The 19,158-nt window shown below is 48.9% G+C and carries 20 protein-coding genes; 2 read left to right on the top strand and 18 right to left on the bottom strand.

The genetic code is table 11. From position 1 onward, the window contains the following. A partial coding sequence (locus DWW13_RS19170; protein ID WP_207664284.1) for a hypothetical protein occupies positions 1-303 on the top strand: 303 nt, incomplete at its 5' end. 18 nt (positions 304-321) lie between these two features. Here the strand turns inward: DWW13_RS19170 and pflB are convergent. The 16 genes from pflB to DWW13_RS08065 form a co-directional block, all read right to left on the bottom strand. Next, a complete protein-coding gene (gene pflB / locus DWW13_RS08140) occupies positions 322-2,574 on the bottom strand; it encodes a formate C-acetyltransferase (RefSeq protein WP_117508947.1) in 2,253 nt (750 codons plus the stop codon). 195 nt (positions 2,575-2,769) lie between these two features. Next, positions 2,770-4,650 (bottom strand): DUF5696 domain-containing protein, encoded by a 1,881-nt coding sequence (locus DWW13_RS08135; RefSeq protein WP_118719837.1) that lies wholly within the window; start codon positions 4,648-4,650, stop codon positions 2,770-2,772. A gap of 116 nt (positions 4,651-4,766) precedes the next feature. Continuing rightward, the gene (gene rsfS / locus DWW13_RS08130; RefSeq protein ID WP_022462899.1) at positions 4,767-5,120 is read right to left on the bottom strand and encodes a ribosome silencing factor; all 354 of its coding nucleotides are present in this window, start codon (positions 5,118-5,120) and stop codon (positions 4,767-4,769) included. Beyond that, positions 5,121-5,723, bottom strand: coding sequence for a bis(5'-nucleosyl)-tetraphosphatase (symmetrical) YqeK (gene yqeK, locus DWW13_RS08125; protein ID WP_118719805.1), 603 nt, complete (start codon positions 5,721-5,723; stop codon positions 5,121-5,123). It abuts the gene before it with no gap. Positions 5,724-5,735: 12 nt separating this feature from the next. Continuing rightward, positions 5,736-6,356: a nicotinate-nucleotide adenylyltransferase gene (nadD, locus tag DWW13_RS08120; protein WP_118719803.1), complete on the bottom strand. Its 621-nt coding sequence runs from the start codon at positions 6,354-6,356 to the stop codon at positions 5,736-5,738. Positions 6,357-6,423: 67 nt separating this feature from the next. After that, complete coding sequence (gene yhbY, locus DWW13_RS08115; protein WP_022462902.1) at positions 6,424-6,717, bottom strand: ribosome assembly RNA-binding protein YhbY; 294 nt, start codon at positions 6,715-6,717, stop codon at positions 6,424-6,426. A gap of 28 nt (positions 6,718-6,745) precedes the next feature. Continuing rightward, entirely contained in the window at positions 6,746-8,044 is a 1,299-nt protein-coding gene (gene obgE, locus DWW13_RS08110) for a GTPase ObgE (RefSeq protein WP_022462903.1), read from the bottom strand. 110 nt (positions 8,045-8,154) lie between these two features. After that, positions 8,155-8,445, bottom strand: a complete 291-nt coding sequence (rpmA, locus tag DWW13_RS08105; RefSeq protein ID WP_022462904.1) for a 50S ribosomal protein L27 — start codon at positions 8,443-8,445, stop codon at positions 8,155-8,157. Positions 8,446-8,449: 4 nt separating this feature from the next. Further along, positions 8,450-8,770, bottom strand: a complete 321-nt coding sequence (locus DWW13_RS08100) for a ribosomal-processing cysteine protease Prp (protein WP_055228163.1) — start codon at positions 8,768-8,770, stop codon at positions 8,450-8,452. Between the two features lie 5 nt (positions 8,771-8,775). Continuing rightward, positions 8,776-9,081 carry a 50S ribosomal protein L21 gene (gene rplU, locus DWW13_RS08095; RefSeq protein ID WP_022462906.1) on the bottom strand — a complete coding sequence of 102 codons (306 nt, stop codon included), beginning with the start codon at positions 9,079-9,081 and terminating at the stop codon, positions 8,776-8,778. 116 nt (positions 9,082-9,197) lie between these two features. Further along, the gene (locus DWW13_RS08090) at positions 9,198-10,073 is read right to left on the bottom strand and encodes a DegV family protein (RefSeq protein WP_055267903.1); all 876 of its coding nucleotides are present in this window, start codon (positions 10,071-10,073) and stop codon (positions 9,198-9,200) included. A 156-nt stretch (positions 10,074-10,229) separates the two neighbouring features. Then, positions 10,230-11,240: a type II CAAX endopeptidase family protein gene (locus tag DWW13_RS08085; RefSeq protein ID WP_158579761.1), complete on the bottom strand. Its 1,011-nt coding sequence runs from the start codon at positions 11,238-11,240 to the stop codon at positions 10,230-10,232. Positions 11,241-11,267: 27 nt separating this feature from the next. After that, positions 11,268-12,467 carry a ribonuclease E/G gene (locus tag DWW13_RS08080; RefSeq protein ID WP_117508950.1) on the bottom strand — a complete coding sequence of 400 codons (1,200 nt, stop codon included), beginning with the start codon at positions 12,465-12,467 and terminating at the stop codon, positions 11,268-11,270. Continuing rightward, the gene (locus tag DWW13_RS08075; RefSeq protein ID WP_117508951.1) at positions 12,460-13,167 is read right to left on the bottom strand and encodes a TIGR03936 family radical SAM-associated protein; all 708 of its coding nucleotides are present in this window, start codon (positions 13,165-13,167) and stop codon (positions 12,460-12,462) included. The genes DWW13_RS08080 and DWW13_RS08075 overlap by 8 nt, the downstream gene beginning before the upstream one ends. Next, complete coding sequence (locus tag DWW13_RS08070) at positions 13,151-15,016, bottom strand: TIGR03960 family B12-binding radical SAM protein (RefSeq protein WP_117801112.1); 1,866 nt, start codon at positions 15,014-15,016, stop codon at positions 13,151-13,153. Before DWW13_RS08070 ends, DWW13_RS08075 begins: the two co-directional genes overlap by 17 nt. A 25-nt stretch (positions 15,017-15,041) precedes the next feature. Then, the gene (locus DWW13_RS08065) at positions 15,042-16,088 is read right to left on the bottom strand and encodes a M42 family metallopeptidase (protein WP_117509152.1); all 1,047 of its coding nucleotides are present in this window, start codon (positions 16,086-16,088) and stop codon (positions 15,042-15,044) included. 294 nt (positions 16,089-16,382) lie between these two features. Here DWW13_RS08065 and DWW13_RS08060 point away from each other — a divergent pair, with 294 nt between their 5' ends. Then, positions 16,383-17,258, top strand: a complete 876-nt coding sequence (locus DWW13_RS08060; RefSeq protein ID WP_117508953.1) for a YitT family protein — start codon at positions 16,383-16,385, stop codon at positions 17,256-17,258. Positions 17,259-17,338: 80 nt separating this feature from the next. Here DWW13_RS08060 and DWW13_RS08055 read toward each other — a convergent pair whose 3' ends face one another. Both DWW13_RS08055 and DWW13_RS08050 read right to left on the bottom strand, forming a co-directional pair. After that, positions 17,339-17,926 (bottom strand): 50S ribosomal protein L25, encoded by a 588-nt coding sequence (locus DWW13_RS08055; RefSeq protein WP_117508954.1) that lies wholly within the window; start codon positions 17,924-17,926, stop codon positions 17,339-17,341. A gap of 230 nt (positions 17,927-18,156) precedes the next feature. Continuing rightward, positions 18,157-19,158, bottom strand: a complete 1,002-nt coding sequence (locus DWW13_RS08050; RefSeq protein WP_117509153.1) for a DnaJ C-terminal domain-containing protein — start codon at positions 19,156-19,158, stop codon at positions 18,157-18,159.

Here is a 19,158-nt window from a genome sequence, read left to right as displayed (position 1 = left end):
GTCCCCGCACCGGAACATCCGCCGACCGTCATCACCATGGCAAGACAAAATGCTGCAACAATTTTCTTTTTCATAAATAAAACTCCATTTTTTCTTATATTAGGAAGTTCTAACTTTGGTATTATAACATTAACTTGTAACTTACGCTATGAATTACTTGATAAAAGTTTTTCAATTAGCGTTCTGCATCTGATAAATTTTCTCATTTTATGTACTCTAAATCAAGCGGATTTTACTGGAATTCAAGCACCGATATACAAAAAGCCCCCACAGCCGCATTGCTGCGGCCGCGGGGGCTTTTAGAAATAACATTTTCAGAAATTACATATGATCATGGCAGGTACGTGCAATTACGTCCATCTGCTGCTCTTTTGTCAGGTCGATGAATTTAACTGCATAGCCGGATACACGGATTGTGAAGTTTGCATACTCCGGTTTCTCCGGGTGCTCCATTGCGTCGATCAGTTTTTCGGTTCCGAATACGTTTACGTTCAGGTGATGTGCACCCTGCTCGAAGTATCCGTCCAGAACGTGTACCAGGTTCTCGGTACGCTCTTCGTCGTTATGGCCAAGTGCGCCCGGGTTGATGGTCTGGGTGTTGGAGATTCCGTCCAGAGCGTCCTCATACGGCAGTTTTGCTACAGAGTTCAGGGAAGCAAGAAGTCCGCTCTTCTCTGCGCCGTAAGACGGGTTAGCTCCTGGAGACAGAGGCTCACCGGCTTTTCTTCCGTCCGGCAGAGAACCAGTTGCTTTACCATATACAACGTTGGAAGTAATGGTAAGGATAGAGGTAGTCGGCTCAGAATCACGATAGGTATGGCAGTATTTCAGTTTGTCCATGAAGGTACGAAGCAGCCATACAGCGATCTCGTCTGCTCTGTCATCGTCGTTGCCGTATCTTGGGAAGTCGCCGGTTGTCTCGAAGTCAACAGCCATTCCTTCTTCGTCACGGATAACTTTAACTTTAGCGTATTTGATTGCGCTTAAGGAGTCTACTACGTGAGAGAATCCTGCGATACCGGTTGCGAAGGTACGTCTTACATCGGTGTCGATCAGAGCCATCTCTGCTGCCTCATAGTAGTATTTGTCATGCATGTAATGGATCATGTTCAGAGTTCCAACGTACAGATGAGCCAGCCAGTCCATCATAACGTCGTATTTCTTCATAACCTCATCATAGTCCAGATACTCAGCAGTGATCGGCTGATATTCCGGAGCAACCTGCTGTTTTGTCTTCTCGTCTTTACCGCCGTTGATAGCGTACAGAAGGCATTTTGCAAGGTTTGCACGAGCGCCGAAGAACTGGATCTCCTTACCGGTCTCGGTAGCAGATACACAGCAGCAGATGGAGTAATCATCGCCCCATACCGGACGCATTACATCATCGTTCTCATACTGGATAGAGCTTGTCTGTACAGAAATATGAGCTGCATATTTCTTGAAAGCTTCCGGAAGATTCTCAGAGTACAGAACAGTAAGGTTCGGCTCTGGGGACGGTCCCATGTTTTCCAGTGTATGCAGGAAACGGAAATCGTTCTTTGTAACGATAGAACGTCCGTCGATTCCCATACCGGCAACTTCCAGAGTAGCCCATACCGGGTCACCGGAGAACAGCTGATTGTAAGACGGAATTCTTGCGAATTTAACCATACGGAATTTCATTACCAGATGGTCGATCAGCTCCTGAGCTTCTTTCTCAGTCAGGATTCCTTTTTCAATATCTCTTTCGATGTAGATATCAAGGAAAGTAGATACACGGCCAACGCTCATTGCAGCACCGTTCTGAGTTTTGATAGCTGCAAGGTATCCGAAGTACAGCCACTGAACAGCTTCTCTTGCGTTCTTAGCCGGCTCGGAAATGTCATAGCCATAGGACTGTGCCATAACTTTCATATCCTGCAGTGCTCTGACCTGGTCAGCGATCTCTTCTCTTAACTGGAAGTCACCACGACGCATTCCCTGACGATTTGTTGCAGCGAAGTCTGCTTTTTTGCGCTCGATCAGGTAATCAATACCGTACAGAGCAACACGACGGTAGTCGCCTACGATACGGCCACGGCCATAGGTATCCGGCAGACCGGTCAGGATTTTATTATGACGGGCTTTCATCATCTCTGGTGTGTAGATGTCGAATACACCCTGGTTATGTGTTTTGTGATATTTCGTGAAAATTTCATGAAGCTTCTCGCTTGGTTTGTAGCCGTAAGTCTCGCAGGACTGCTCAGCCATTTTAATTCCACCATACGGCATAAATGCACGTTTCAGCGGTTTGTCTGTCTGAAGACCAACTACCTGCTCCAGATCTTTCATGCTGTCATCGATATATGCTGCGCCGTAAGCTGTGATTCCGCTTACAACGTCTGTCTCCATATCCAGAACGCCGCCTTTTGCACGCTCTTCTTTCTGGAGTTCCTGTAATTTGCCCCACAGACGGTCTGTAGCCTCTGTTGGTCCCTCCAGGAATTTCTCATCTCCGTCATATGGAGTATAGTTGTTCTGAATAAAATCACGTACGTCGATGCCTTCTTTCCAGAGTCTTCCGGTAAAGCCATCCCACTGTTCAAATTCTCTCATTTGATTTGTTCCTTTCTGGTGTTATTTTGTTTCGTCACGCTCCGGCATCTTCTTTGCACCGGGCATGAACACCTCCGCATGCATAATATAACAAATCTCTGCTTTCCGCGCAAGATATGCACTTGAAAAAATACAAGGAAAACCACAAAATCTTGTATTTTTATAAGAACAAAATCTACATGTGGCGCTTTTCTTTTATGACCCGTATCCGATTTCATATATCTGCTCTGCAAAGTCACAAATAACATATGTTCCATCGGAAAATTCACTCTTCTGTACGCTTCCGTCCGCCGTCATACACTCGTGACGTACCAGTTCCAGGAGTGCCGTTTTTTCATGCAGCTCCGTTACAACGCGGCATCTTTCTGTCATCTCTTCCAGACTGATTTTCTCCCCGTCAAATGCACCATCTGTATTCGGATATGCGCCGTCCCGTACAAGATACGGTGCACCGCCTGCAAGAAGCGCATACAGCATATAGTCCTCGTCTTTTGAAACACGGTCCATCATCCACGGCTCGATCACACAGTCATGATACACAAGATTAAAGAGCGGCACCGGGATTCCTTTCTTCGGTGTCTCTGACGGGCGCAGCATAAAGTCATACGGTGCATAATGGCAGAACACCAGATATGGAACGGCCCAGTCGCTGACCTCCTCGGAGCTTGAGAGAATCCCCTGTGAGAGCAGCCAGGAGAAGCAGTTTCCGCGGTACATATAGCAGTCTCTTCTCGTCATCACATGCTCCGGATTTGCGCACTCGTCGCCCTCATTGCACGTAAACACATCGAGGTATGCACCGTCAAGCCGGATTCCGTTTTTCTTCAGTTCGGCAAAATTCCGTTTCACATAGAACGGTGCCTGCGTTGCACAGAGATAGCTCTGCGGTCCGCCCGCCCAGTAACTGTGTCCCGGTATCGTTCCGTCCGGAAGGCGGCAGGCATAATTTTCATCGTAGCTCGGCGCTGCGTGGTAATAATCGCGGTACTGGTCGTGAATACCGAATTTGTAGCCGAAATCATGCATCGTATCGACAAGCGATTTCATGCCTTCCCATCCGCCGGCCGCTTGGCATGCCGGTGTGTAGTCCGGATGCTGGTTGTCATACCCCGGTTCTGCCCAGCCGTCCAGATGAAGATAGACTTTCTCTACGCCGAGATCATGAATTTCGCGGATCTGCTGCTCGCGCACGGAAAACGGCACTACGCGGTTATTTTTCTCCGGATTCTGCGGATCGAAAAAGCCGGACTCCGGCTGCACAACCGTCTTGATTCCCGTATGGACAAAACACGTTCCCACAAGATCGTGAATGGACGGATTCTGTACTGCCTTTTCTTTCAAAGTGCGCAGATGACCCTGTTCCCGTACATACTGGCGGTACGCTTTGCAGAGGTCGTTATAATCGCAGTCATTTAAAAACGTATAACGGAATACGCGGCGGTAATTCATTGTTCCAAGGCTCGGCTCCAGCCATGCCCCCACGCTGGTATACGGGCCGCCTGCCGGGTGCTCTGCCTGATAACCGGCGTTCCACGGTGTTGTACAGATCGCTGTATAGCCGCATCTTTCCTTCACCTGGCCAAACCACGGCATATAGCCGCCGGAGGTCTCAAATCTGCCGTCAAACGAAAGCTTTCCAAGTTCCGTCTTCCAGGTATTCGGAATCAGAAGTCCCTGTCCCTCGGTAAGGAGTGTATACCAGTCATCGCGCCCGTTTGTAAACTCCATTGCCGTCGGCCACAGCACCTTTACCGGATGCAGTCCCTCCTCGCAGAGCGGAATCCACTCCATCCAAAATGTTTCATCCACAGCTTCGATCCAGATAATCGTCTCGAAGGCATACTGTGTTCCCGCAAATCCCGCATAACGGCTCCGGATGCCGCATCCGACGCCGAAGGAATAGACCTCATGGGAAATCTCCTCTGCATCCAAGAAACGGTATGTTCCCTCTGCAAAAATCAGTTCCGGTGTCTTTTTCGGATCCGTATTCCAGACAACGCCGTCTTTTTCGATCCTAAGTCCCAGCGTCTCTTCATCGAGCATCACAGCAAGCGATCCGCTTTCTATTTTTTTCATCGTGTGATATTCCCCTTTTTCTTTATCATATGCGTTCCAAACACCAGAAAGGCGCAGAGAACCCGTCCGCCTTTCTCTGCACGGTTCCGGATTTTCTGCGCCTTTTTCCACCCAACTTACATAATCTCTTCTTTTTCTACGACTTTACCGTCTCTCCAGATTCTCTCCAGATCGTAGAACAGGCGGTTCTCCTCATCAAAGATGTGGATGACAACATCGCCGTAGTCCATCAGAATCCAGTTTGCGGTCTGATAGCCTTCGATCTGTTTTGGATGTACGCCGGCTTTTCCGAGTACCTCCTCCACGTTGTCTGCCATCGCCTGTACCTGGTTGCGGTTGCTTCCGCTGGCGATCATGAAATAATCTGCCAGAGTCGAAACATGGGTAATGTCCAGAATGCGGACATCCATTGCTTTTTTATCTTCCAGTGCTTCCAGTGCAAGTTTTGCAGTCTGTTTTGCTTCGCTCATTTATGCTTCCTCCTTTGCCGCCCGTTCCCGGTGCAGTGCCTCATAGAACTGATACGCCTGCTCCGTCATCGGGTCCATCGTCTTCGGGTTTTCCGACAGATACGCCATACTATCTTTTAAAATTTCATACATGCATTCGTCGATATCGGTGAATGCCAGCTTCCGAAGGCGGGTAAGGTGTGGTGCCTTGTTTCGTGCCGGCTCGATATAATCTGCGATATAGATGATCTTCTCCAGCAATGTCATATCTTCTTTTCCTGTCGTATGCCAGGTGATGGCACTTAAGATCTCCGGATCTTCCACCTTATACTTGTCCTTCGCCAGAAATGCACCGAGCTTGGCATGGATCAAAAACGGATTGTTCCGCTCAAACTCAGTGATTTCAATCTTATTTTTCTCACACATGGTGATTTTTTTCTTATTCGGAATGCATTTTGCACAGTCGTGAAGCAGTCCCGCGACACGGGCTTTTTCGAGATCCTCGCCCCATACCATCGCCATGGATGCTGCGGTAAACATCACACCGAGCGTGTGATGATAGCGGTCTTCATCGACTTCCTTCTGGAGTTTTTTGTCCAGTTTCCATAAATCGTACTGTTCCATCCTGCTCTTCCTCTAATCCTGATAGATTTTCTGCTCCTGAATGTAGGAAATCACAGAATCCGGCAGATAGTATTTCACGGATTTTCCTTCCCGGATCCATTCCCGCAGTTCGTGGGAAGAAACATCCAGATTCGGTGTGTCGAGTTTCAGAAAGGTACCGTGAAGTTTTTTTGCATTTCGTTCCATACAGGCCAGAAGCTCTTTCTCTTTTGCCCGATCCCTGGTCGCCACAAGGATCTTTGCCGCGGCGCAGATCCGCTCTGGATTTTTCCACTCATCAAAATAGAACAGGGAATCCGCTCCAATGATAAAGTAAAACTCCGTGCCCGGATGTTCCTTCCGCATCGCCTCAAGCGTCCGATAACTGTAGGTATAGCCCTCATCTTTCATCTCTTTGGTGCAGAGCACAAAATGCGGATTGGATGCGATGGCACGGCGCACCATCTCGACACGCTGTGCATCCTTTGCCTGTCCCGCCCGGTTCCGCTTATGTGGCGGATTTCCGGCCGGAAGAAACCAGACTTCATCAAGCCCGAACTGCTCGTACGCCGCCTCGCCAAGGATCAGATGACCGATATGAATGGGATCGAATGTGCCTCCCATAATGCCAATTTTTCTGTTTGTCTTTTCCATACGTTTTCCTCAAAAAGCGCCGGAACTGCAGCGGTATGCTCCGGTCCCGGCGGTTCTTTCCTGCGGATTATTTCGGAAGCTGAATTTTCTTTTTCTCTTTTTTGCCCTCTTTGTACAGCACGATCTTTTTGCCGATCACCTGTACGACCTGGGAATTGGTGCGTTCTGCCAGAACTTCTGCGATCTCTCTTGGATCATCGAGGCAGTTCTGCAGTACATTGATTTTAATCAGTTCTCTCGCCTCAAGTGCCTCTGCTACAGCAGCGGTATGCTCCGGCGTGATGCTGCTTTTTCCTACCTGCAGGATCGGTTCCATGGTCATGGCAAGGCCTTTCAGGTATGCTCTCTGCTTGCTGGTCATACGTCTCCTCCTTCGTTATTTATTCGTTCTATTTATAATAATCAAATTCAAATCCATACATCTTGACGGTATCGCCTTCCTGGATGCCGGCCTGCTCGAGTTCGTCTAAGATACCGGTATCTTTTAAGAACCGCTGGAAGAAAGCAAAACCTTTCTCGGAATCCAGATTAGTGTAGCCGAGCATCTTCTCGATCTTCGGTCCCTCGATGATGAAACGGTGCTCGTCCTCCGGGTCCTGCTCGACGGTGTACGGCAGGTTCTCGGCAAGAAGCATATCCTCCGGGAAGAATTCCTGCTCGAAGACCATACGCTCTTTCGGAAGCTCATCGAGTTTTTTCTGTACGGCATATAAAAGCTCTTTTAAGCCTTTTCCGCTGACGGCAGAAATCGGATAAACCGGGATGCCTTTCGGCTCGAACTCTTTTTTCAGACGTTCCACCGGATCCTCTTCGCCCTCTTCTACATAGATCGCATCGGTCTTATTGGCCGCGATGATCTGCGGGCGTTTTGCGATCTCCGGGTTATAGGCTTCGAGCTCTTTGTTGATCTTGTTGATATCATCCACCGGATCTCTTCCCTCGGTCGATGCAACGTCTACTACATGGATCATCACGCGGGTTCTCTCGATGTGGCGCAGGAATTCATGGCCGAGGCCGACTCCTTCCGATGCACCCTCGATCAGTCCCGGGATATCTGCGATAACAAATCCGCTGCAGCCCTCAAGGTCTACGACACCGAGGTTCGGGGAAAGCGTGGTAAAGTGATAATTTGCGATTTTCGGTTCTGCATTTGTCACACGGGAAAGAAGTGTCGATTTTCCAACATTCGGGAAGCCGACGAGTCCGACGTCCGCGATGACTTTCAGTTCCATTCTTACTTCCAGCTCCTGTGCCGGCTGGCCTGGCTGGGCGTATTTCGGAACCTGCATGGTAGCGGTTGCGTAATGCATATTTCCGTTTCCGCCTTTTCCGCCTTTTAATACAACCTGACGGCGGTTTTCACCGGACATATCTGCGATAACTTTTCCGCTCGCAGCGTCCATAATGACGGTTCCTTCCGGTACTTTCAGGACAATATCTGCGCCGTTTCCGCCATGGCATCTGCGTTTTCCGCCCGGCTCGCCGTCGGTAGCAGAAAACTTTCTTCTGTGGCGGTAATCAACCAGTGTATTCAGTCCTTCATCAACTTCAAAAATAACGTCTCCGCCTTTGCCGCCATCGCCGCCGTCCGGCCCGCCGTTCGGTACAAAAAGCTCTCTGCGGAAACTGACATGTCCGTCTCCGCCCTTACCGGAGCGGATCAGAATTTTTGCTCTGTCTGCAAACATGGTATTCTCCTGTCTTGTTTTATCTAAATCCAAATCGGTCTGTTGGACCTTTAATTATTATTAACAAAAACGGCTTCAAACCTCTTAAGATTTGAAGCCGCACCTTTGTCTTACTCTTCTGTTGCTACCGGATATACGGAAACCTGTTTTTTGTCACGTCCTTTTCTTTCGAAAGCTACGCGTCCGTCAACCATAGCGAATAAGGTATCGTCTTTTCCGATTCCTACGTTCACGCCTGGATGAATCTTGGTTCCACGCTGTCTGTAAAGAATGTTTCCAGCCTTTACAACCTGTCCGTCAGCTCTTTTTGCTCCTAATCTCTTGGACTCGGAATCTCTACCGTTCTTGGTAGAACCAACTCCTTTTTTATGAGCGAAAATCTGAAGGTTCATATTTAACATGGTATTACACCTCCTTGAATGCGATCTCTAAGTATTGTGCTCCATAATCGCGGCGGATACTTTCGAGGCCCAGCAAAAGTGATTTTACAAGAAGTGCGGTACTTTCAGAATACCCATTCGGGAATGAAAAATACACGTATCCATCTCCAGCTTCACTTATAATCAGATCCTCTGTCAATGTTTCCACGGAATTTACGGTGTTTACAATCAGTGCGGAGACAGCGGCACAGATAATATCCTGCCCTTCCTCTGCATAGCCTGCATGACCGTTTGACTCCACGGAGATGTACTCGCCGTCAGACTCTGTTACGGTTATACAAATCATAAGACTTAAGCGTTGATTTTTTCAATCTTCACTTCAGTGTACTGCTGTCTGTGACCGTTTTTCTTATGATAACCAGTTTTTCTCTTATACTTGTAAACGATAACTTTTTTGCCTTTACCGTTTCCAACTACAGATGCGGTTACGGATGCATTTTTAACGTCCTCGCCAACTTTCAGTCCGTCATTGCTTACTGCAAGTACCTGATCAAAAGTTACGGTTTCTCCAGCTTCAACGCCAAGTTTCTCTACTCGGATAACATCGCCTTCAGCTACCTTGTACTGTTTACCACCTGTTGCAATAATTGCGTACATATGGCACCTCCCTATCAATTACTCGCCAGATTCGGTGGTCTTTCGACTCTTTTACCTCTCTGTGCGGCATACTTCTACAATATATCATCACGTCTGCTGTTTGTCAATAGTATTTTTCAGGAAATTGCAGATTTTTTTTCACATGCAATTGCCAGTGCGCCAGGTCCGATGTGGCAGGCAACGCTTAAGGACAGCGGATGCGCATCGACTTCAAAATCCGGGAAGGCTTCTTTTACTTCGACAATCCATCCATCGATTACTTCTTTGTCGTTTGCGGTATAGGCAATGTGAAGTCCCATGATGCCGGCTGCACGCTCTTTTGCGAAGCGTTTGTCCATATCTTTTTTCATAGCCTTGATCATGGCTTTCTTTGCCTGTTTCACACCGCGCGCTTTTTCAAACGCGTCAAGCTTCTCTCCCTGGATCGTCAGCACCGGTTTGATATTTAAAACGGTTCCGATCATGGCTGCTGCCGGCGTAACGCGGCCGCCTTTTTTCAGGTATTTTAACGTATCTACCATAATATAGATACTTGCATCCAGCGCATCCTCTTCCAGAATTGCTTTGATGTCTTTTGCTGCCACGCCGCGGTTTGCCATTTTCTTTGCATCCAGAACGGACTGCTGCTGCGTAACGGAGATTCTCTGGTTGTTGACAACCTGCACTTTTCCTTCGTAGTCCTCGGACAGCACGGTCGCTGTATCACAGGAGGTGGAAAGGCCGCTTGACATCGGAATGTAAACAATGTCATCGTACTCTTCGAGAATTTTGTTCCAGAAATCCATCAGATCTCCCGGAGACGGCTGAGATGTGGAAACAGCCGCATCCTCTGCCAGAATCTCGTAAAACTGTTCCTGTGTCAGGTCGATATCCTCAAACTGGATTTTTCCGCGCATGAAGAAAGGCATCGGAAGGACAAAAACGCCCAGCTCTTTCGCCTGACTCTGTGTAATACCGCTGTTGCTGTCGGTAGCAATAGCTGTTCTTGCCATAGTTCTTATTCCTGCTGTCTCTTGTTAAAGAAACAGCTTTTCCTTTCTGTAATATCGTGTAACGCTTGATTTGCTGTTATTCTATCATAAATCGTACCTGTTTTCTACCCGGCTTGGACATTTCTGCAAAATTGCCCAAACTGCTTTTGATTCTTTTTACATCATACCAATACCAAGGAAAAACAGTCCGCCAAGGATCAGCAGAATGGTCGGAATTACAATTTTTGCAATGGTCTTTTTTCTTCTCTCCTTCGGGAAAAATCCTTCGCTTTTTGTCTGCTGGTACATCAGAAGACGGCTTCCCATATAAAGACCGATCGGCATCAGCGCCGCTTCGATCAGATACATGCCGATGTACGTTTCCGCTGCGTATCCGCTGCCTGCTGCTGCGTTCCCCTGTGAGAACATATAGAGGAAGCTTGCCGCAATGCTCGCCACAATCGTCGATGCGTTATGGACGAAATGGAACAGCGAGCTGTAAAACATGTTGTCGGTCTTCATCCGCACATACGAGAGAACGATTCCCATCATCATCATCGGAAGAAAACGGACGATGCTCATGTGGAAAGCGCCAAAATAAACGCCCATCAGAAGCAACATCACCCATTTCTTTTTGATTCCGCGCAGGCTGTACTGCAGAAGACCGCGGTGCAGTGCTTCTTCACAGATGGCCGGTGTCAGCGCAACGACAATCAGCTCGCCGAAATAGGAAAGGCCCGCCATACTGCTGTCCATTGATTCCGAGAGGCTTGCGTATTCCTGCGGGAAAATCCATTCCATCAGAAGGAAAAGGGCAAGCACACCGCGGTACGTCACATACCACATCAGAATGGTTCCGAGGATTCCGGCTCCATCCGGCTTTTTTAATGGGAACACTTCTTTTAACGGAATATGAAGTGCCCGTACGACGAGAATGGATCCGATCAGAAATACAATGATCTCGTCCAGCGCATTTCCATACATACCGCCTGCAAGAACCAGCGGGATTCCGGCGAGATTAAAAAGAACCATCAGAAAGGCAAACACCAGCAGGCCCTGCCATGGTTTCAGTATCTTTTCTTTTTCCGCCGGATGCGGCCGTTTTGCCGGCATCTGGTTTCGAAAGGGTTCGTAAAGATATGGGGTATCATTTTCATTGAGGTGAATCGGTTTCTTTTGTGGTTCCATATTCATTCCTCCTTTGTAAGGTTACCGTCATTTCATCTGTTCTGCCAGCGGCCGGCGGATTTTCTTTCTCGTCAGTTCCACGAGATGAAGCGCCGTCATATCCACAACTTTGGTCGGAACGGGATCTTCCCGCACAAGACCCTGCAGGAAGCCGAGAAGGCGCTCCTCCTGCTCTTTTTCCGGCATGTTGATAAAGTCAACCAGGATCAGACCGGAAATCCCGCGCAGGCGGATCTGGCGGGCGATTTCGCGGGCTGCCTCCTGGTTTACGCTGTACAGAAACGTATTTTTCCGTCCGCCGAGCTGCTTTCCGCTGTTCACATCGATCGCGGTCAGCGCTTCGGTCGGTTCGATCACGAGGAATCCGCCGGAAGGCAGATCCACACGTTTGTCGAGTGCCTGTTTTACGTGATTTTCGAGATTTTCTTTCTTTGTCAGTGTGGTAAGCTGATCCTCATACCAGGTCAGGCGGCAGTCGTGAAAATCATGGCGCTCCAGATATTCTCTGCAGATCTCATACGTTTCTCTGTCATCTGTCACAAGTTCTGAAACTGACGGTGCATACCGTTTGACGAGCTCCGGCACGGCATCTGACGCCCGATACAGGCAGGAGTACAGGCTCCGCATCGTTCCATACTGGACAATCCGCGCGAGTTTTTCGGACAGCTCGAGATATTCCTGCCGGATCTCTTCTTCCGAAGCATCAGCGGATGCGGTGCGGAAGATCACGCCAAACGGAAGGCTTCCGCCGGAAAGCTCTGGAAACATCCGGCTTCCCAGTTCTTTTAACCGTTTTTTCTGCTCCGGCAGAAGGCGTCCCGAGCATGAGATTTCCGGCTTTCCATAATAGAGCGCCAGGGCACTTCCCGAAAGAGAAAGTTCTGCTGTCGCCGACGGAAGCTTCGTTTTCTGCGCTTCCCGCTGGATCTGCACGACAATTTCATCTCCGACATGCAGTTCCGTTCCCGGTGCTTTTTTCAGAAGATACCCTTCTTTTACACGGGACAGATCAAGAAAACAGCTCTGCTGCTCCGCAAACGAGACAAATGCCCCGCGGATCCCGGGCGCCAGTTTTTCCACCCGGCCGACATAGATATTGCCAAGCAGCGTTTCCTTCTCCCTGCAGAGGGCCGTCAGTTCGACCGGTTTTTCTCCTTCCACCAGCGTGTGTACCAGGTAATCTTTTCCCTCCCACGGCAGATGGGCAATGACAACTCGTTTACTCAACTTCTTCTCCTAATGCTTCCAGCGGAACCAGCTTTCGCTCTTCTTCCGTTCCGATGTCTGCGTAAACTTCCTCGCGCAGAATCGTGTATGCAAACGGCGGCAGTTCAACCCCGCACCATTTGCAGAACGCTTCCATCACGAGCTCCGGTTTCAGGTTCGAAACACTTCCGGTGGAGAGCTGCATCCAGACACCACTTTTCTTTGCTTTCATATCGTAAATCCATGGGCGGATATCGGTCAGCTTTTCGCTTCGTTTTGTCTTTCGCATGATCTCAATCTGCGGAAGTGCAAAAAACACCGGTACTTTCGTTTCCAGATCAATCTCCGGCATTTTTCCCTCGCGGAACTGCACGAGATAATCGGCTCCTGCTACGAGAGACATTGCCTTGCTTGCTTTTCCATCCGGCACATGGCGGGCGGAAAGCACTTCCATTCCCTCAACCATCGTCGCATTCAGACGTTTTACAATCTCGTCGGTTTTCATATCTTCCGCGAGCACCATATCGAAATATTCACCGGTGCTGCTGATGCCGACACCGAGCGGAGAAGCAAACGACAGCAGCATGTGCGGGCTGAAGCCCTCGGAATAAGCGATCGGAAGTTCTGCACGGCGGATTGCTTTCTGGAAGTAACGCATCACATCCAGATGACCCACAAATTTCATCACACCTGTTTTGGCAAACTTAATTCTGATTTTCATAGCAGACACCTCCTCCGAATGATTTTGCTCCGCAGCCGGAACACTGCATCTTACAGTTCGGGGTAACGGTTTCTTTCTGTGCCCGCTCCCATTCGCGGATCAGGAATTTTTTCGTCACGCCGATATCAAGGAAATCCCACGGAAGGATCTCATCGGTGCTGCGCTCACGGCAGGCATAGAACGAAACGTCAATGCCGGTCTCTGCAAACGCTTCTTCCCAGGCATCTTTCCGGAAATACTCGGACCAGGCATCGAAAATAGCACCTTTTCTGTACGCTTTTTCAATAACTTCGGCACATTTCCGGTCACCGCGTGCAAGGAATCCCTCCAGAAGGGAAATATCTGCCTCATGATAAATGTAACGGATGCTCTTCTGATTCAGCTGTGCGCGGACCTCTGCCTTTACAATCGCCGCTTTGTCAAGAAACTCCCTCTCCGTGTTCATCGGTGCCCACTGGAACGGGGTGAACGGCTTCGGGATAAAGAACGAGGAGCTTGCCGTAATCTGGCATTTTCCGTTTCTCTGGTCTTTCGGAATCTCATAGTAACGCTCTGCGATCTTTTCCGCCAGATGCGCAATTCCTTTGATATCATCCTCGGTCTCGGTCGGAAGGCCCAGCATGAAATACAGTTTTACTTTATTCCAGCCGCCCTCAAACGCTTTTCCGGCTCCGTCGAGAATGACTTCCTCGGTCAGACCTTTATTAATAACATTCCGCATCCGCTGGCTTCCCGCCTCCGGTGCGAAGGTCAGGCTGCTCTTTTTGATATCCTGTACCTTGCTCATGACATCGAGGGAAAATGCGTCGATTCGAAGAGACGGAAGGGAAATATTGACACCTTTTTCCGGGCAGCTGTCGATCAGATAGTTGACAAGCTCCGGAAGATGGCTGTAATCACTCGAGCTCAAAGAACTCAACGAAATCTCATCGTGGCCGGTATTGCGCAGCATATGGGTCGCAAGTTCTTTTAACTTCTCCACATCGCGCTCTCTTGTCGGACGGTACACCATACCCGCCTGGCAGAAACGGCAGCCGCGGATACAGCCGCGCTGGATCTCCAGAACGACACGGTCCTGTGTTGCCTTGATAAACGGCACGACCGGTTTCTCCGGATACGTTGCCTCGGTCATATCCATGACAAGCTGTTTTTTGATCTTTTCCGGTGCTTCCGGAATGGACGGCGTAAAGGCCGCGATCGTTCCGTCCTCGTGGTACGTTACTTCATAAAACTGCGGTACGTAAATACCAGGGATCCGGCATGCCTTTTTCAGGAAATCCTGACGGGTTCCGCCGTTCTTTTTATTTTCCAGATACGTGTCAAAAAGCTTGTCGTACACAACCTCGCCCTCTCCGATGTAAAACAGATCGAAGAACGGAGCGATCGGCTCCGGATTGTACGTACACGGGCCGCCGCCGATAACGATCGGGTCCTCGTCGGTACGCTCCACCGCATGCAGCGGGATTCCGGCAAGGTCGAGCGCCTGCAGAACGTTCGTATAACACATCTCATACTGCAGGGTGATAAACAGGAAATCCTCGTTTTTCACCGGCTCCTGGGATTCCAGGCCGAACAGCGGAATGCTCTGTTCCCGCATCACGCGGTCCAGATCCGGCCATGGGGAATAGACACGCTCACACCACATGTCCTCACGTTTGTTAAACATATCGTACAGGATCTGGATGCCAAGGTGGGACATACCGATCTCATACACATCCGGGAACAGGAATGCGCCGCGCAGGGCTACTTTCTCTTTGTCTTTTACGACACTGTTGAATTCATTTCCAATGTATCGCGCAGGCTGCTCAATCTGGAGCAGCACTTCTTCTGGCAATGCTAATTTTCTCATGCAATTCTCTCACTTGTTCTTATTTTTATTTGTCCAGATACGCCGCAAGCAGTTCCAGCGTATTCTTCACGCCGTCCACATGGCTTCTCTCATATCCATGGGATGCGTACACACCGGCGCCGATCAGGGCATGGCGTGCGTCTGCGCCGCCGCGGAGCGTTGCCTCCACGTCAGAGCCGTAGTGCGGGTAAACATCCGCCGCATAGTCGATTCCGTTTGCTTTTGCCGCCGCAATCAGCTCACCGGTAAAATCGTAGCTGTAAGGGCCGCCGCTGTCTTTGACGCAGATGGATACCTGATGCTCTTTACACTCCAGTCCGTCGCCGACACAGCCCATATCAACAGAAAGGATATCCGTCACACCCTCCGGCACGGAAGCAGATCCGCCGTGGCCGACTTCTTCGTACACGGTGATGTGCTGATAAACCGGACGGGACGGTGTGATATTTTCTTCTTTTAAATACTTCGCATAGCCGAGCAGGATTGCAACGCTCAGTTTATCATCGAGAAAACGGCTCTTGATGTATCCCTTCTCGGTGATGCGGGTTCTCGTCTCAAAGCAGACGATATCACCGGTCTCGATGCCGAGCGCTTTTGTCTCCTCTTTGGAGAAGACCATCTCATCCAGAACGACCTCCATATTGTCGTAGGTGCGGTCCTGCTGGTCGTAGGAACCGTTGACATGGATCGACGGGTTGTTCATCTGGAAGCAGCCCTCGTACCGTTTTCCGTCTCTTGTGATGACAACGCAGTTTTCCGTCTCCGCATTGTTCGGATTCATACCGCCGAGCGCGGTGAGACGAAGACGGCCGTTTCCTTTCACTTCCGCTACCATGCCGCCGAGCGTATCGGTATGTGTCTCCACAAGGACACCGCCGTTTCCTTCACAGCCTTTGGCAAGCTGCACCAGAAGGCCGCCCTTTGTGGTGATCACCGGCGCATAGCCCATCGCTTCGTACTCTGCTTTCAGCCATGCAATGGCATCTTTCGTGTAGCCGGTCGGGCTGTCGATGGAGAGCAGTTTTTTCAGTTTCTCTGTTATAAAATCAACATAAACCTTTGTATTTTTCATGTTTCTTCCTCCATTTTTGTTTCTGTTTTTTCTTCTTTTTTCGAAACATTTTGAAACAGAAACTGCAGATTTTTTTCTTTCCGAAAAAAGATCCTGCCCTTCATCATACCACAGAAATAAATTGGATACAACCATCGGAAAACGGAAAAATGGAAATAAGGAAAATGTAACTGGACAAACTACCCTATGCCATGCTATGTTTGAAGAGGGGGATACATTATTAGCTGTTATTCAAAAAAGTTTCTTCTATAATAAAATAAAGGTCGCCTCAAATTCAAATAAAGGAGCAAAAAAATGGACACAAAAGAACAGGCATCGCAGCCTGCATTACAAACGTTAAAAGAATATGCTGTCATTACCGCAGCTGTTCTGATCATGGACATTGGAATTTATGTTTTTAAATTCCCCAATAATTTTTCTTTCGGCGGTGTATCCGGTATGGCCGTTGTCATCTGCCGGTTTCTTCCGTTCACTGCCTCACAGATCAACCTTTTTATCAACCTGCTGCTTCTGCTGGTTGGTTTTGCTGTGCTGGGGCGGAACTTCGGCGTCAAGACAGCCTACGTGACCGTGCTTTCCTCGGTTCTTCTGAACATTTTTGAAAAGCTGTTTCCGATGGCACATCCGCTTACCGATGAGATCATGCTGGAGCTCTGCTTTGCCATTATTCTTCCGGCACTGGCGGCAGCACTGCTGTTTTTTGAGAATGCCTCCGGCGGCGGCACAGACATCATCGCCATGATTATTAAAAAATATTCTACAATGAATATTTCCACTGCCCTGCTGGTGACCGACCTCATCGTTGTCATCCTTGCTTTCCTGATTTTCGATACCTTAACCGGACTTTGTTCGGTTCTCGGTCTGATGGCGAAAACACTGCTGATTGACAAAACGATTGAGCGGATGAAGCTGAATAAATTTTTTACGATTATCTCCAACAATCCGCAGCCGATCTGCGATTTCATCACAAAGGATCTCAATCACAGCGCAACCCTTTACGACGCCGTCGGCGCTTACTCCGACCAGCAGCGGACAGTCATTCTCACGGTTGTGGATGTCAAGCAGGCCGTCTATCTTCAGCGGTTTATTCATGATACCGAGCCGACCGCGTTTATTGCGATCACAAAGAGCAGCGAAATTATCGGAAAAGGCTTCATGAGTTATGTCTGATCGATTCAAACCATATTTTTTACGCAAAAAATCCGAAGGTTTTTGACGCCTTCGGATTTCTTTGTATGTGCTTATTCTGTTTATTTCTCTTCTGCTGCTTCGGTATCTTCTGCCGGTGCTTCTACGTTGTGGGAAGCCATCAGACTTACGACAATGGATTCCGGATTGGTCTTTATGGTGATATCCGGGTCAGCGGCCAGGGACAGATCTTTGACGCGGATGACATCACCGATCTTCATCTCTCCGACATCGACCATTACCTGATCGACCAGGGATGCCGGGTATGCCATGTAGGCAACCTCGTTCAGATCCTCCTGCAGAACGCCTTCTGCGATCTTTTCATGGTTTACAAGGACAATCTCTGCAACGGAATGAACTTTCTCGTTGCTGACCAGTGCCTGGAACTCGATCGAATCGATCTGTCCGGCTACCGGGTTATAATCAACATTTTTGATCAGGACATCGTATGCGGTTCCGTCGACATCCAGCATAATCTGGCTGCCTTTGTGGTCTGTCTTCAGCAGTTTCTCGACATCTCTTTTTACCATCTTAACTGGAATGGATTCTTTCATCTCTCTGCCGAATACATTGCCGACAACGTATCCTTCTCTTCTGAGTCTTTTTGCTTTTACATCCAAACTTCTCTTTTCAGCTTTTAAAGTATTCATTTACCTTTTCCTCCAAAAATCTGATTCTTAGCAGGCTTCTTATCTTGTGAAGGGTGTTAAGTTTGCTTTGCCTTGTGGCTATGAATAAGTTTCTTGGAACAGGATGTTTGGGAACATGCAAGGAAGAATTGGTTTCTTGTTGATTCCTTTTCTTTGTTCTAGTTGTAATATAATACCACGAACACAATTTGTCAACCCGGATTTTCCGATTTCACAGTTTCTTCACATTTTCAGCACGCTTCCTTATATTCCATCAGTTTCTGGCGTGCTGTGCGGTTCAGACTGCGCGGTACAGCAATCTCAATCGTCGCATAATGATCACCGTGCACGTTCGCATCTTTCATCGATACCATGCCCTTGCCGCGCAGACGGAGCTTACTGCCGGACTGTGTTCCTTCCTTGATTTTGCAGACCACATCTCCGTACAGTGTCGAGACACGCGCTTCGCCGCCAAAGACTGCCGTTGTGTATGGAATCTGAATCGTCGTGTAGATGTCCATTCCGCGCCGTTCAAAACCTTTCTTTTCTTCTACATTGACCTTCAAAAGCAGATCGCCGCGGCGGCCGTTTGATCCTGTATGGCCTTTGCCGCGCAGACGGATGCTCTTTCCGTTCTCGATACCGGCCGGGATTTTAACCAGCAGCGTATTGGTCGTTCCATCCGGGTTCCGCAGGGTAATCTGTTTTTCACAGCCCGATGCCGCTTCCTCCAGGCGGATCGAAACCTCAGCGTGCAGATCGAGATCCTCTGCCGTACCGCGGCCGGAAAATGCATCCTCAAACGGATGTCTGCTGCTTCCCGAACGCGTATACCGCTCGCTTCCGAATCCACGGCTTTTGCCATGAAACATCTGATCAAAGAAATCGCCGAACATATCGTCCGCGTTTCCTTCAAAGTGAAATTCGTGATAGCCGCCGTTGTTTCCGCTTCCGCCGAACGGGTTTCCATACGCACTGCCGTACGGATTTCCACCGCCCTGCTGGCTGTACGCGCTGGCTCCCTGGTCGAACGCCGCGAATCCGAACTGATCGTACATTTTCTTCTTTTCCGGATCGCTTAAGACAGAATACGCTTCTGTCACTTCCTTAAATTTCTTTTCCGCATCCGGGTTTCCCGCATTCGTATCGGGATGATATTTTTTCGCCAGTTTCCGGTATGCACGCTTGATTTCTTTCTCGTCTGCATTCCGGCTGACGCCTAATACTTCATAATAATCTCTTTTTGTTTCCAT

The sequence above is a fragment of the Blautia sp. AF14-40 genome (assembly GCF_003479665.1).
Classification (GTDB): Bacteria; Bacillota; Clostridia; order Lachnospirales; family Lachnospiraceae; genus Fusicatenibacter; species Fusicatenibacter saccharivorans.
The sequence above is the reverse complement of the archived record's forward strand: the minus strand, read 5'-3'. Positions and strand labels throughout refer to the sequence as shown.